This is a genomic window from Frateuria sp. YIM B11624 (genome assembly GCF_049727805.1).
GTDB lineage: Bacteria > Pseudomonadota > Gammaproteobacteria > Xanthomonadales > Rhodanobacteraceae > Frateuria_A.
Genome location: NZ_JBCNYA010000035.1, coordinates 1 through 13,311, shown reverse-complemented (window position 1 = coordinate 13,311; position 13,311 = coordinate 1). Strand labels below are relative to the sequence as shown.

General features: G+C 66.3%; 12 protein-coding genes. 5 read left to right on the top strand and 7 right to left on the bottom strand.

Annotated elements, in window-relative coordinates:
• Complete coding sequence (locus AAIL17_RS15590) at positions 1-1,215, top strand: nucleotidyltransferase family protein (protein WP_424683800.1); 1,215 nt, start codon at positions 1-3, stop codon at positions 1,213-1,215.
• Positions 1,216-1,357: 142 nt separating this feature from the next.
• Here AAIL17_RS15590 and AAIL17_RS15585 read toward each other — a convergent pair whose 3' ends face one another.
• A complete protein-coding gene (locus tag AAIL17_RS15585) occupies positions 1,358-2,485 on the bottom strand; it encodes a hypothetical protein (protein ID WP_424683774.1) in 1,128 nt (375 codons plus the stop codon).
• 275 nt (positions 2,486-2,760) lie between these two features.
• Here AAIL17_RS15585 and AAIL17_RS15580 point away from each other — a divergent pair, with 275 nt between their 5' ends.
• From AAIL17_RS15580 to mddA, 4 genes are all read left to right on the top strand, one after another.
• Positions 2,761-3,291 (top strand): ECF-type sigma factor, encoded by a 531-nt coding sequence (locus AAIL17_RS15580; RefSeq protein WP_424683773.1) that lies wholly within the window; start codon positions 2,761-2,763, stop codon positions 3,289-3,291.
• Positions 3,292-3,361: 70 nt separating this feature from the next.
• Positions 3,362-6,178, top strand: coding sequence for a protein kinase domain-containing protein (locus tag AAIL17_RS15575; RefSeq protein ID WP_424683772.1), 2,817 nt, complete (start codon positions 3,362-3,364; stop codon positions 6,176-6,178).
• Between the two features lie 483 nt (positions 6,179-6,661).
• Positions 6,662-8,074: a hypothetical protein gene (locus tag AAIL17_RS15570; protein ID WP_424683771.1), complete on the top strand. Its 1,413-nt coding sequence runs from the start codon at positions 6,662-6,664 to the stop codon at positions 8,072-8,074.
• A gap of 132 nt (positions 8,075-8,206) precedes the next feature.
• The gene (gene mddA / locus AAIL17_RS15565) at positions 8,207-9,013 is read left to right on the top strand and encodes a methanethiol S-methyltransferase (RefSeq protein ID WP_424683770.1); all 807 of its coding nucleotides are present in this window, start codon (positions 8,207-8,209) and stop codon (positions 9,011-9,013) included.
• Positions 9,014-9,037: 24 nt separating this feature from the next.
• Here the strand turns inward: mddA and AAIL17_RS15560 are convergent, their stop codons facing one another.
• The 6 genes from AAIL17_RS15560 to AAIL17_RS15535 form a co-directional block, all read right to left on the bottom strand.
• A complete protein-coding gene (locus AAIL17_RS15560; protein WP_424683769.1) occupies positions 9,038-9,457 on the bottom strand; it encodes a hypothetical protein in 420 nt (139 codons plus the stop codon).
• Between the two features lie 76 nt (positions 9,458-9,533).
• The gene (locus AAIL17_RS15555) at positions 9,534-9,944 is read right to left on the bottom strand and encodes a hypothetical protein (protein WP_424683768.1); all 411 of its coding nucleotides are present in this window, start codon (positions 9,942-9,944) and stop codon (positions 9,534-9,536) included.
• Positions 9,945-10,100: 156 nt separating this feature from the next.
• Positions 10,101-10,535, bottom strand: a complete 435-nt coding sequence (locus tag AAIL17_RS15550) for a hypothetical protein (RefSeq protein WP_424683767.1) — start codon at positions 10,533-10,535, stop codon at positions 10,101-10,103.
• Between the two features lie 877 nt (positions 10,536-11,412).
• A complete protein-coding gene (locus tag AAIL17_RS15545) occupies positions 11,413-12,201 on the bottom strand; it encodes a hypothetical protein (RefSeq protein WP_424683766.1) in 789 nt (262 codons plus the stop codon).
• 104 nt (positions 12,202-12,305) lie between these two features.
• On the bottom strand, positions 12,306-12,752 hold the full coding sequence (locus AAIL17_RS15540; protein ID WP_424683765.1) for an HIT family protein: 447 nt from the start codon (positions 12,750-12,752) through the stop codon (positions 12,306-12,308).
• Positions 12,753-12,810: 58 nt separating this feature from the next.
• Positions 12,811-13,173 (bottom strand): hypothetical protein, encoded by a 363-nt coding sequence (locus AAIL17_RS15535; protein ID WP_424683764.1) that lies wholly within the window; start codon positions 13,171-13,173, stop codon positions 12,811-12,813.
• Positions 13,174-13,311 lie beyond the last annotated feature (138 nt).

Here is a 13,311-nt window from a genome sequence, read left to right as displayed (position 1 = left end):
GTGCCGCCGCTACGTGTCGTCCGCGCCGGGCTGCGCCGCGCCACCGAGGCGCTCGCCGCCGAACTCGCGTTGCCTGGCGGCGCCACGCCCGAGTGGAGCCCGCTGGAGTGGCGCCTGGCCATGGCCGCGTCGGCCGCGCACGGCGTATCGCCACTGCTCGACCGCCGTCCGGGTTGGCAACACGAAGCGTGGCGGCGCTTCCTCGCCAGCCAGCGCGAGCACGTCGAACAGCGGCACCGGCGCATCGCCGATCTGCTGCACCGCCTGGACGCCGCCGCACGGACCGCCGGCGTGGCGCTGGTGCCGCTCAAGGGTTCGGCGCTGCACGCACTCGGGCTGTACGTTCCCGGCGAACGGCCGATGGCCGACATCGACCTGCTGGTGCATCCGGGCGATGCCGGGCGCACCGCCGGGCTGCTGCGTGAACTGGGCTACGTCGATTCGTTCGCGCAATGGAAGCACCAGGTGTTCAAGCCGGCATGCGAGCCGCCGGTGGCCGCGCTCGGCGAGCACCGCGACACGCCGGTCAACATCGAGCTGCACACGCACATCCACGAGCGCCTGCCGCTGGCGGCCGTCGACCTCACCGCGGCGGTGTATCCGCATGACGCGCAGCCCGGCCTGAACTCCTATCCGTCGCACGCGGCGCTGATGGCCCACCTGCTGCTGCACGCGGCCGGCAACCTCTGCGGCCGCAGCCTGCGTCTGCTGCACCTCAACGACATCTCGCTGCTCGCCACGCGCATGACTCTGCGTGACTGGGACCTGCTGTGGCACGGCGCCGAGCCGCCCTGGTGGGCGCTGCCGCCGCTGCGCCTGGTGGCGCGCTACTACCGGCACGCGGTGCCCGACGCCGTGCTCGCCCGCCTCGAGCGCGACTGCCCGCCGCTGCTGCGCACGCTCGCGCGCCGCTGGACGCTGAGCGCCGTGTCCTGCTCGGACCTGTGGCTGCATGCCCTGGCCGGCATCGAATGGTGCCGCTCGCCCGGCGAGGTCGCGCGTTACCTGCACCGCCGCATCCGCCCGACCGACGACGCCCGCCGCGAGCGCGCCGACATGGTGCGCACGCAACTGTGGCTGCAGGGCCAGCGCTGGGTCACCGCGTCGCAGTTCCGCCGCCTGCTCGGCCTGCTCACGCGGCCGGTGCCGCGGATGGATGCCATGTACGTCGTGCGCGCCGCCTTGGAGCCGGGGTTCGTTGGGCTCCGGGACTGAGGCTATCTGCGGAACAAGCGTCGATCCTCTGGTTGCTTTCGCATTGGGTCATCGATGGGGGCGCGGTCCGCTGCTGGCGACATCGCGTGAACACGGGGCTCTCGACGCGTCCCGCAAGGTCATGTGATGTGCGCCCCAGTCATCACACGGATCGAAGCGCGGTGCGGCGGATGTAATCTGCGCTCGACAGCGAACGGTCGATATGCGTGGCAACCCCGACCAGATTGCTCACCTGCGCCGATACGTGCGGCTTGGGCTTGGCGGTAATCAAATCGGCTAGCGCCGCGCCGCCCATATTCGCGCCAGCGTGGACGAAACTTGCCGCGGCGCCTGTGCCGACTTGGCTCCAACTCACTCTGGCAAAAATCGGCAAAGCCCAGTTCTTGATCTTGGCGTTGAATGGAACGGCGGAAATACCGGCGCTAAACAGCGCCGAGGCCAGCGACTTACTGATGCTGTCACCCTTGGTCATGCCGACGGCGAACGCCGAGAAGGCGCTCATCGGCGCCTTGGCCAGGATCAGGACCGATTGCTTGACAGGATCCTTGCTGAGATTCGAAAGGATGGGAATGGCGTTGACCACGAATGTCGAAGTGACAGTGATCAGCCCGGCACCGATACTCCCGCTGTCGCTCCAGGAAACGCCCTTGGATAATACGGAGTCTTCATAGGCCGACAGCCCCTTCATCGCCGAGCCGACCGCCGTGATGGCCATGCGGCCTCCGGCGAAGGCCATTCTGGCCGCGGCAGCGGATTCCGCCGCGGCCGCCGCATCCGCGGTGCCGGCGGCGACCGCCGCCGCTCCGCCGGTCGCGACGGTGGCCATGGCCAGAACGGCGGTGGCCGCTGCATCGCGCACGAATCGCATGCCCGTGATGCCACGGCCGATCCATTTCACATGGCCCTCGATGCTGCTGGCGTTGTCCTGCGCCACGCGGCGCTTCATGTCCGCGAACCTTGCGGTATACAGGTCCAACTCGTCCTTCATCTGCACCAGTTGGGAAAAAATGTTGGCGCCGTCAAGCAGTGACGCCCGCGTCAGTACGTCGTAAGTCCTTTCGGCGTTGCGGATCTTCCTCTCGCGGAAGTTGTTGAAGTTCACTTCCACGTTGCTGATGTTCGGCCCGTACCAGGGGGTCTCTGCAGGCACCACGCGAGCCCGCTCGTTCATCAACTGCGCGTAGGCATACTGCTGGCAGAACAGCCAGAGCCCTTCCTGCTGCAGAAGCCATTCCTGCTGGCGGGCATCCCTGAATTTCAACCAGGCCATGGCGATACTCCCTGTGGTTGGCGATCCGTGTCGGGCCCGTTGCCACCTCCGACGTCATGGCCCGTCCGCCGCCAAGCTACGTATCCGTTCCGCGGCCGTCACCTGACGGATCGTTACGAAACATCACCTGGACCTGACGGCCCTGGATGCCGCGAGGCCCGTGGCCGCGTCGCTACGGACGGCGCTGCGCGTCGCCTGCCTGCCCCATGCGCCGGCCGGCCGCCGCAGGCGTACCATCTGCCCGTTGAAGGCCTGCATCGGCGGGGTACTTCGCCATGTCCGAGTCCTGGCAAAAGCCGCTCGACCAGTCGGCAGAGGCGCTGTTCGTCACGGTCTACGCGCGCCTGAAAGCCATGGCCGCCAGGCAATTGGCCGGCCGCCGCAACGCCACCCTGGACACCACCGAACTGGTGCACGAGTTGTACCTGCGCATGGGCCAGCGCGAGGGCCTGCAGTTCGAGCATCCGGCGCAGTTCTTCAGCTACGCCGCGCGCGCCATGCGCCACCTGCTGATCAACCGCGCGCGCGACCGCCTGCGCCTGCGCGCCGGCGGGCAATGGCAGCGCGTCACGCTGGACGACCAGGCGCTGAAACTCGCGCTCGATACCGCCGAGCAGGCGCTGGCGCTGGATGCGGCGCTGGACGAACTCGAACGGACCGACGCGCGCGCCGCCCAGGTCGTCGAACTGCGCTTCTTCGCCGGGCTCAGCCTGGAGCAGGTCGGCGAAACCCTCGGCCTGTGCCGGCGCACCATCGACCGCGACTGGCGCTTCGCGCGCGCGTTCATCAAGGCGCGCATGGAGTAGCGGTCCAGGTCGCAAACGGCGGGCATCCGGGGTTTATGGAAGGGCAAGGCCAGTGCCGGGGAGAAGGGTCATGGCGTCCGTACTGTCATTGCGCGAGCTGTTCGAGGCAGCGCTGCCGCTGCCGGCCGCCGCGCGCGCGCAACTGCTGGCCGAGCGCTGTCCCGACCCGCACCAGCGCGCGCAGGTCGAGCGCCTGCTCGCCGCCGACGCCACCGACGGCGAGCTGCTCTCCACCGGCGATGCCGCGGGCGCCGCGCGCGCGATCGGCGACACCGACGTGGCCGAAGCGCTGCCCGCGGGCAGCAGGATCGGTCCATTCGAACTGGTCGAGGTGCTGGGCGAGGGCGGTTCGTCGACCGTGTTCCGCGCGTTCCGCGTGAGCGAGGGCGTGCGCCAGGACGTGGCGATCAAATTGCTGGCGCGTGGCCTCTACACCGCCGAGGCGCAGCGCCAGTTCCGCCGCGAGCGCGAAGCGCTGGCGCGCCTGCGCCATCCGGGCATCGCGCGGCTGATCGAGGGCGGCATCACCGACGGTGGGCAGGCCTACATCGCGCTGGAACTGGTCGACGGCCAGCCGATCACCCGCTACGCGCGCGAACGCGGCCTGACGCTGCGCCAGCGGCTGGTGCTGTTCCTGCGGGTCTGCCGCGCGGTGGAGACGGCGCATCGCGCGCTGATCGTGCACCGCGACCTGAAGCCCTCCAACGTGCTGGTGACCGCCGACGGCGACGTCAAGCTGCTCGACTTCGGCATCGCCAAGCTGCTCGACGAGGACATCGACGGCGCCACGCGCACCCAGCACCGCGCGCTCACGCCGGCCTATGCCGCACCGGAACAGTTCGCCCAGCAGCCGGTGACCACCGCCACCGACGTCTATGCGCTGGGCATCCTGCTGGAGGAACTGATCAGCGGCCGCCGCCGCGCCAGCGGCGCATCGGACACGCTGCCCTCGCGCACCGACACGCCGACGCTTGCCACCGCCTACGGCCTGGCGCCGTCGCCCGCCGCGGTGGCGCCGCTGCGGCGCAAGCTGCGCGGCGACCTCGACAACATCGTGCGCAAGGCCGCCTGCGCGGAGCCGGACCGGCGCTACGCCTCGGCCGGCGCGCTGGCCGAGGACATCGAGCGCCATCTCGACAGCGAGCCGGTACAGGCGCACCCGCCCTCGCGCTGGTACCGCACCGGCAAGTTCGTGGCGCGGCACCGCGGCGGCGTGGTGATCACCGCGATGTTCGTGCTGGCCATCTTGGGTTCGCTGTCGATCGCCCTGTGGCAGGCGCAGGTGGCGCGCCGCGAAGCCGTGCGCGCGAACATGGTCCGGGCCTTCGTCGAGAGCCTGTTCGCGCCGATCCGGTATGGCGTCGCCGCGTCGAAACAACCCAGCCTGGGCGAACTCGTGGCGCACGGGGTGGCGAAGCTCGACCACTCGCCGCAGATGGACGAAGGCGGCCGCGTGGACCTGCTGGCGATGTTCTCGCGCCTGTACGAAAGCCTCGGCGACGTCGCGCGTTCGCGCGCGCTGGCGGACCAGGCCGTCGCGCTGTCCGATCGTGTGCTGGCGCCCACCGACATCGAGGCGATCCGCGCGCTCACCGCGCGCGGCTATGCCGAAGTACGCATGGAAGATTACGCGGCCGGCGGCGCCGACCTGCGCCTGGCGCACCGTCGCATGCAGACGCAGGGCATCCACGGCGAGGCGCTGATCGACCTGCTCGGCCCGCTGGGCGCGGTCGAGAACAGCGAAGGGCATGGCGAAGCCGCGCTCGCGCTGGCCCGCGAAGCCCTGGCCGAGCGCATCGCCACCTGGGGGCCCGACGACTCGCGCGTGGGCATCGGCTACAACGATGTCGCGTCCGCGCTGGAGGGCCTGGGACGCTACGACGAGGCGATGGCGATGTGGCGTCGTACCTGGCAGTTCGAGCTGGCGCATTTCGGCCCATCCAGCAACGAGACCACCCTGGCGCTGGCGGGTTTGGCCTCGGCCACCTGGCGCGCCGGCCACTGGACGCAGGCGCACGCGCTGTTCGACCAGGCGCTGGCGATGTACGCGCGCAACGGCGGTCGGCCCCAGCTCACCCAGGTGTACGCCGCGCAGAAGGCCTGCGTGCTGGACGGGCTGCGCGCGGATCGCGCCGGCGCGCAGGCGCACTGCCGGCAGGCGCAGGCGTGGTCGGCCGGCGGCTTCGGTGCGGACAGCGCCTTGCACGGGGATTCGCTGGAAGCCACGGCGTTCGGCGTGGCCGAAGCCGGCGACCTCGCCGGCGCGCGCAAGCTCTTCGACGACGCACGCACGTTGTACGGCAGCGATCCGGCCAACCGCATGCGCATCGGCCGGGTGGACAGCGAACTGGCGGGCATCGACCTGCTGGAAGGCCAGCCCGCACGGGCGCGCGAACGGCTGCCCGAAGCCATCGACGGCCTGCGCACACGCAAGTACCTGTTGCCGCCGCTGATCGCCGAAGCACGCCTGCTGCTGGCCTGCAGCCAGTCCCCTGGCCCGCAGTGCCCGGCCACGCTCGCGGCAACGGTCGATCGCGATCTTGCCTCCGTCGCGTCCGGCAACGACCCGCAACTGCTGTGGGTGGATACGCTGCTGGCACAGGTCGAGCTCGCGCATGGCGAGCCGGGCAAGGCGAAGGCGCGACTGGCGGCGGCGATCCCGCGCGCCAGCCTCGAGTTGCCGCCGACGCATCCGCGCCGGCTCGCGGCGCAACTGTGGCTTGCCGTCGCCGCCGCGCGCAGCGGCGATTGCGCCGATGCCTCGACACAGGCCCGCGATGCGCGGGCCGTCATCGCGGGCAACGGCCTGGCCGCGCATCCGCAACTGTCCGGCGCCGAAGCGCTGCTGCGCCGACCCATCGCCTCCTGCGGCGTCCTTTCGAACTGACGTAGGGTGGGCTTCAGCCCGCCTTTTCCGCATACGTGGCGCTGGTGGGCTGAAGCCCACCCTACGGCTGCGGGTTCACGCGTTCGATGTCCGTCTGGGACGGGCATTCAACCCCGCCTCGCGGCCCGCCTTCTGGAACCCTCTCCCCTCCGGGGAGAGGGCAGGGTGAGGGGCCGGGGCTCGCGGGGAGGCATATCGGGACGACGTGCTTTTTTCCCGTCGCCGGCAGGCAGTTTCGAGGCTAGTGCGACCCCTCACCCCAACCCTCTCCACGGAGGGGAGAGGGAGCTGATCACGCGCCCGGGCACCAACACGCACGCGCCGAAACCGGGACCCACCACCCCTTGGAAAAGGAACCGTCCGCTCGAACGACCCATCCCCGATGTCGCAATTCCCCGTCGACCGGTGTTCCCCGTCGTGCCAACACCTTGCCGCCCGGCGCGCCCCTGCGGGAGCGCGCCACCGACACATGGGGACCACCGCATGTTCGACCACCGCACCCTCCGAACCGCCGCCCTCACCGCCCTGTTGCTGGCGGCTGCCGGCGCCGCGCACGCGCAACAGGCCGACCCGTCGCGCGGCAACCCGCTCGCCACGCCCGACGCCTCGGGCTGGCTGCAGACCAGTACGCCCAGCGGCCGCATCGACCACGACAACCCGTTCTTCCAGGGCTTCGGCAGCAACGGCCGCTCGTGCGATTCCTGCCACCGCCAGGCGCAGGGCTGGACGGTCACGCCGCAGGAACTGCGCCAGCGCTTCGCCCGCACCAACGGCATGGATCCGGTGTTCGCGCTCGTCGACGGCGCGGTCTCGCCGCTGGCCGACGTCTCCAGCGTCGCCGCCCGCCGCAGCGCCTACGCCATGCTGCTCAACCGCGGCCTGGTGCGCGTGGGCATGCCGATCCCGGCCAACGCCGAGTTCCGCCTCACCCGCGTCGACGACCCCTACGGCTACGCCAGCGCGCACGAGCTGTCGCTGTTCCGCCGCCCGCTGCCGGCGACCAACCTGATCTGGCTGACCGCCGTGATGTGGGACGGCCGCGAGACCTTCACCCCGTTCAGGCCGCCTATGGATGCCGGCATCGACCTGCAGAACCTGCGCAGCAGCCTCGCCTCGCAGGCGCGCGACGCCATTCTCGGCCACGAGCAGGCTGCCAGCGCACCCAGCGACGCGATCATCGACCGCATCGTCGAGTTCGAGCTGCACCTGGTCACCGCGCAGATGGACGACAACGCCGCCGGCCGGCTCAACGAAGGCGATGCGATGGGCGGTCCCAACATCCTCACGCAGCAGCGCTTCTGGATCGGCATCAACGACACGCTCGGCGGCGATCCCACCGGCGACGCGTTCGACGAAAAGACCATGCGGCTGTTCGACAGCTGGGACATGCCTGCGCAATTCACCCGCGACCGCCGCGGCCGCGCGCGGGCCGCCATCGCCCGCGGCGAAAAGCTGTTCAACACCATGAAGTTCAACATCACCGGCGTGGCCGGACTGAACGACGTCACCGGCCTGCCGTCGATCCGCGGCAGCTGCAGCAGTTGCCACAACGCGCCGAACATCGGTAATCACTCTGCAGCCCTGCCGGTGAACATCGGCATCTCCGACGCCAGCCGGCGCACCCCGGACATGCCGCTGTACACGCTCACCAACATCGCCACCGGCAAGCGCGTGCAGACCACCGATCCCGGCCTGGCCATGCTCACCGGCAAGTGGGCCGACATCGGCAAGTTCAAGGGGCCGATCCTGCGTGGCGTGGCCGCGCGCGCGCCGTATTTCCACAACGGTTCGGCGGCCACGCTGCACGACGTCGTCGACTTCTACGACACCCGCTTCCACATCCGCATGAGCGCGCAGCAGAAGAGCGACCTGGTCGCCTTCCTCTCCGCGCTCTGAGGGCCGCTTGCCGATCCTTCCCCCGCTCCCGCGGGGGAAGGTGCCCGAAGGGCGGATGGGGGCGCCCTTGGACGCGATCTCCCCGACACACCCGCCACCAGCCCCAATCAACGCTCTACCGAGGTTCCACCCATGTCCCGCCTGCTCGCACTCCTCTACGGCGCCGTCTGCTACACGGTCTTCCTGCTCACCTTCCTCTACGCCATCGGCTTCGTCAGCGGCTTCGGCGTGCCGCGCACCATCGACGGCGGCTTGACCGCCCCGACCGCCGCCGCGCTGGTCATCGACCTGCTGCTGCTCGGCCTCTTCGCCGTGCAGCACAGCGGCATGGCCTGGCCGGCCTTCAAGCGCTGGTGGACGCGCTACGTGCCCGCGCCGATCGAGCGCAGCACCTACGTGCTCTTCAGCAGCCTGGTGCTGATCCTCCTGTTCTGGCAATGGCGCACGCTGCCGCAACCGGTCTGGCAACTGGACAGCGAACCCGTCCGCTGGGCGCTCTACGCCCTGGCCGCGGCGGGCTGGCTGCTGGTGCTCTCGGGCACCTTCGTGATCAACCACTTCGACCTGTTCGGCCTGCGCCAGGTCTGGTCCTATGCGCAACGCCGCGGCCCGGAGCGCGAGGCGCCGTTCGTGACGCGCGCCTACTACCGCATCGTGCGCCACCCGCTGATGCTCGGCTTCCTGGTCGCGTTCTGGTCGACTCCCAGTATGAGCGTCGGCCACCTGCTGTTCGCGCTGATGACCACTGGCTACATCCTGGTCGCGGTCAAGTTCCTCGAGGAGCGCGACCTGGTCGCCCAGTTCGGCGACACCTACCGCGACTACCAACGCGACGTGCCCATGCTGCTGCCGTGGCGGAGCGCGCGCGGGCAGGGCAACACATCCGCCGGCTGTCCGCTGGGGCACGCCGCGGGCGGCTCGGAGCGCCTGCCGCGCTGATCGGCTTCCTGGGCAGGGAGGCCGCTATCGGGTCTCGTACTTGAAATCCATGTTCACCAGCGACGGGCGGGGCTGGCCTTTCAACTTCGCAGGAGACCACTGCGTCGCGAGCACCTGCGCGCGCTCCTGGGACGTCAGCCTTACGCCCGCGGGATACGAAACCTCCGCCGTCTGGACCTTGCCCGTGGCATCCAGGGCAAGGACGACACAGACCAGGTCCGTCCTCGCCCGGCGATAAAGCGAACCCGCGATGGGCGGCAGCGCGGAAGTGATCTTCGGCTGTGTGTCGGCCGTCGTGGCAAGCACGTGGTCCGGCAACTGCCTTTGGAAAACAGCCAGGAGAGGCGCCTTGTTACAGGACAGGACCGGACGATCGAGGCGGCCACGCGCGCACGCCGGGCCGCAGACGAGGGCTGCAAGGGCAACAGCAAGCACTGGTTTCACAGTACCTCCTTCCTTCAAAGAGATGTTTCTTCGCTCCGAAAGAGAACCTGGGCGCCGCATTTGAAAGCCTGTTGCGTCAGGACTCCCTGCTGTCGGCTGCGCGTTTTGCGTAGTACGGGTCATCGTCCCCGTAAGCGTAGGGATCGACAAGATCTCCGGCCTCGGGCGCGCAGACGTAATTCAACTTCATGTGCTCCATGATCTTTCTCATCACGGACGGCGGCGCCTTGTTGAGCACCACGAAGTGACACTGCCCCGGAGCATCCTCGCTGAGGAGGATGTCCAGGTAGGGACTTTGGGCAGGATAGCCAGCACCGAAACCGTGCCACGCATGGCTCCCGAGCTGCCATTGGATCTGCGGAAACAACTCGCTGAGCTCATTCCTGATTTGCTCCAGCGACCCTAGCGGTTCTGCAAGAAGCTCGGCCCACGAATTGATGGGCGGCAAGCCTTCCCCCGCGCGATACAAATAGAAGTGGAAGCTCATGCGCTCCAGCGCCGAACGGCGTCCTTGCCGCAGCATTCGCAGGTCGGCTTGCTCGGCGGTTCGAGTTCAATCTCGATCATGTGTCGTGGGACCTGCGCTTGAACCGGGCCGAGCCGCGTCGCGGTTAGGCGTGGATGAATTGTTGGAGAGGACGCGCTAGACCGCCTCATGGCGGACGGAAACACTGTAGCCCGCTTGCTGGATGGCAGCCTGGAAGGCTGGGAGAGATTCCACCGAGGCAAAGAACGCATCGGCGCTTGGATAGTCAAAGGACCACAGCGAAGCCTCGATGCCATTCAGGAGGTCATCGGCTTGGCAGGTCATCTCACAGTGCAACTGCTCGAAGTGATCATGCTCCCCGTCGGAGTCCGCGACCTCGAACTGGCATACGGGATCGAAGTAGAACAGGGGAGCGCCCGTAAAGTCGTAAGTGCCGACCTGGAACAAGAGGCCGACGTCCGGGGCGCCAAACACCTCGCGACCATAGGCCTTGAACGCGCACCACGCTGCAACGCCCGAAACAGGTGGATCGCCGACACCGTGCTGGCGCAGGAGAGCGGAAAGACGCTCGGCTTGGGGAGTGATGGACACTCGGGTGGCCCTCCAACGCATGAACTGGGCCGGCCGCGAAGCGGCTTCGGCTCGGATGAATGTTAGCTCCCGCCGGTAGCAAGCAAGAGCAGGATGCCGAACGCGACAAATAAAGCGTTAAATACAACAGCGGTGCGAGAAAGCGTCGCCCATATACGGGAGCTTGCGTTGTGCGCGCAACGCCAAATACAAATCGAAGAGAACACCGCATAGAAGAGATAGACCAGCCACTCCGTACCAGGCCAGATCATGGCGGATTGGCTGAGGACAGGGCGCGGGACGAACCCAAGCAGGAAATCAGTGGTTACGAGGATGAGGACGTGCCCGGCAACCCCAATAAGCCAAAACACCTTCCAGAGCGGAGCGACACCGAGCCAGGACGCAGCAAACACATTGCGGTATGCGCTCGTGTACCGAGTCTTGGCGATGGGTGGTCTTGGCCGGTTCAATGCAAATGCCGTAGTGCTGGCTGTGGGGCCTAACGTTGGAGCTAAGCGGCGGCGTAGCCGCCTGCCTTGAACGATTTGTCAGGCACTAGACCACATCCCAGCCGAAAGGGCCACGGAAGTCTTCAAGCACGTGTCGCATATCCAGTGGAGGCCGTCTAGGTGACGTACCCCGCCTGGATCGCCTCAGGCACGCATGGGGCGGCGAACTTTGCCCAACAAAATGCACAGTGCTCGTGATCGGAAGCCTGAAAGGCTGCATCCCACGTGCGGCGCGTGAGGGACACGCCGGTGCGGTAGCTCCGCTGGTTCGTAAGACGCCAATCCATGCGAGGCATAACGCCTACAACTAGCGACACCGGCACCGCTAGGTTTGTAAGAGTGCAAGCGAGGTGTTGGCGTCCGCTGGAATGAGGTGTTAGGCAGTACGCCTAGTATTGTCCCAAGACATCGCGAGTCTCTTGCATGTCAAGCTCGTAGTACTCGCCGACGCGTACAATTATAGTAAGCAAATAGTCATTTACGGCAAGGAAATATTGCCGATAAAGGTTCTGGTCGAGCTTGAGGCGCTCGCCGGCCTTCAAGTTAAGATTGGGGCAGCACTGAACCAGTTGTTTGTCCACTATCATTGCCCGATGAACAATGTTGTTCCTTATCTGAGCAAGCTCGAAGATTAGGTTCTTGGTTCGTTCGTCTACGGAGCCCGCTAAGCCGAATGGTTCAAGCAGTAACTCAAACCGGGCAACGCCCTTCTTGAGCCCAGCACCTAATTCCCTTTCCACAATGCTTGCAAGGTACTCGCCACGCTCGTCCCCTTGCAGTGGAAGCACATCCGAAAGTGGCACTCGGATCTTGGAGAAAATCTTTGCGCCGAGCAAGTGTTGCTCGCGGTTCAACCACGTTGTGAGCAATTCACGTACCAGACTCTCGAGTAGTGCCCAAAGAGTTATGGTTGCGAACGCATGTAAGGTCGGGAATCCTGCTGCTGTTTCGGATTTAGCCCAAGCTGACTCTGCCTCAGCTTCCTCCAGATTGAGTGGTTCATTACCCAAGAACGGGACCAGTGCTTGGGCCATCCTTGCGCTCCCCTGGAGCTTAGCAATTCCTGCTTTGGAGAAATGCAATGATTTGTCAAAAGCTTCTAAATCAGAAAAAAAAGCTTCCATGAACGGCCGGAACCAAGAATGCCTATTTGCCTGCTGGGACTGAGTAATCGTCATTGAATTCGACCCGCCTAACGCCTGAATTAAGCCGCGCCGCGAAGCGGCGTCGGCTTGAATGAATTGTTAGGCCTCATGCTGCCACACCCGCAGTTCCCGCGCTCTTACCGCAGCTCAGCCCGGAGCCTGGCTGCGAGTGCTACCCGTTCCTCTGCGGTGTACACACCCTTATGCCCGGCATGAAGCCCATCGCCGGAATAGCGAGGAAAAACGTGCTGATGGTAGTGCCACACATCTTGATCGCCAGCCGGGGCATTGTGTTGGCGCGTTGATATGCCTTGACAGCCGAATGCGCTCAGCATTGCTTGGGCCAAACGACGTGTAGCGGCAAAAAAGTCGTTCCCGAGGCTATCTGGAACCTCGAGCAAATTCTCGTAGTGGCTCCTTGGGACTATCAGACAGTTTCCCTTGATGCCGCCGTAGTAGTGCAGCGGGAGCACAGCGAACACATTGGCATCAGCGAAGACGATGGCCGACCTTGAGTAGGACGCCGGCAGGGTCGCTGCGATGCCGCAGAACGGACACTCGTATCCCGGCGGAGCATGCTTCATGAGGCCTAATGCTGGAGTTAAGCGGCGCGCGGTACGCGCGTCCGCCTTGAACGAGTTGTTAGGCGACAAACCAACCCTTGTTCTTGAAGCCGTGTGCATAGATTGCTTCGGCGGAAGTGTAATCGCTTGGACGAAGAGAGACAGACACCACTGAGTCGTCCGTGAAGCGGACGGTCAGAGCTTCGCCGGCTTCGAAGGTGGCAGGGGAAACAGTCTTGCCGATCTGAGCGCACAAGGCGTCACGGAACCCAGGTTGCCAAGAGGTGACGGTGGACGTTTGCGAGTGGACGGTGAGAGGGTTAGTGATGTTGACGCAAGGGCCGTCGAAACTGAGTTGCAGGTAGGTCTGGACGAAGGTGACAGAGCTCAACTGCTCGCCATGCAGTTCGCAAAAGATTCGAGCGGAGTTGTCTTTGTCCATGGAGCCTGTTTGCCTAACGCTTGAGTTAAGCGGCGGCGAAGCCGTCCGCCTTGAACGCGTAGTTAGGGCTGCGCGACGTGCTCAACCCATATGGACGAACCTGGATGATGCTCTCCGATGGTGTTGATAGCATCATGC

Excerpts from the sequence above, each read along its gene's own strand:
- AAIL17_RS15580 (WP_424683773.1), top strand. The coding sequence starts at position 2,761 with ATGTCCGAGTCCTGGCAAAAGCCGCTCGACCAGTCGGCAGAGGCGCTG.
- AAIL17_RS15540 (WP_424683765.1), bottom strand. The coding sequence starts at position 12,752 with ATGAAGCATGCTCCGCCGGGATACGAGTGTCCGTTCTGCGGCATCGCA.
- mddA (WP_424683770.1), top strand. The coding sequence starts at position 8,207 with ATGTCCCGCCTGCTCGCACTCCTCTACGGCGCCGTCTGCTACACGGTC.
- AAIL17_RS15555 (WP_424683768.1), bottom strand. The coding sequence starts at position 9,944 with ATGAGCTTCCACTTCTATTTGTATCGCGCGGGGGAAGGCTTGCCGCCC.
- AAIL17_RS15585 (WP_424683774.1), bottom strand. The coding sequence starts at position 2,485 with ATGGCCTGGTTGAAATTCAGGGATGCCCGCCAGCAGGAATGGCTTCTG.
- AAIL17_RS15570 (WP_424683771.1), top strand. The coding sequence starts at position 6,662 with ATGTTCGACCACCGCACCCTCCGAACCGCCGCCCTCACCGCCCTGTTG.
- AAIL17_RS15535 (WP_424683764.1), bottom strand. The coding sequence starts at position 13,173 with ATGGACAAAGACAACTCCGCTCGAATCTTTTGCGAACTGCATGGCGAG.
- AAIL17_RS15545 (WP_424683766.1), bottom strand. The coding sequence starts at position 12,201 with ATGACGATTACTCAGTCCCAGCAGGCAAATAGGCATTCTTGGTTCCGG.
- AAIL17_RS15575 (WP_424683772.1), top strand. The coding sequence starts at position 3,362 with ATGGCGTCCGTACTGTCATTGCGCGAGCTGTTCGAGGCAGCGCTGCCG.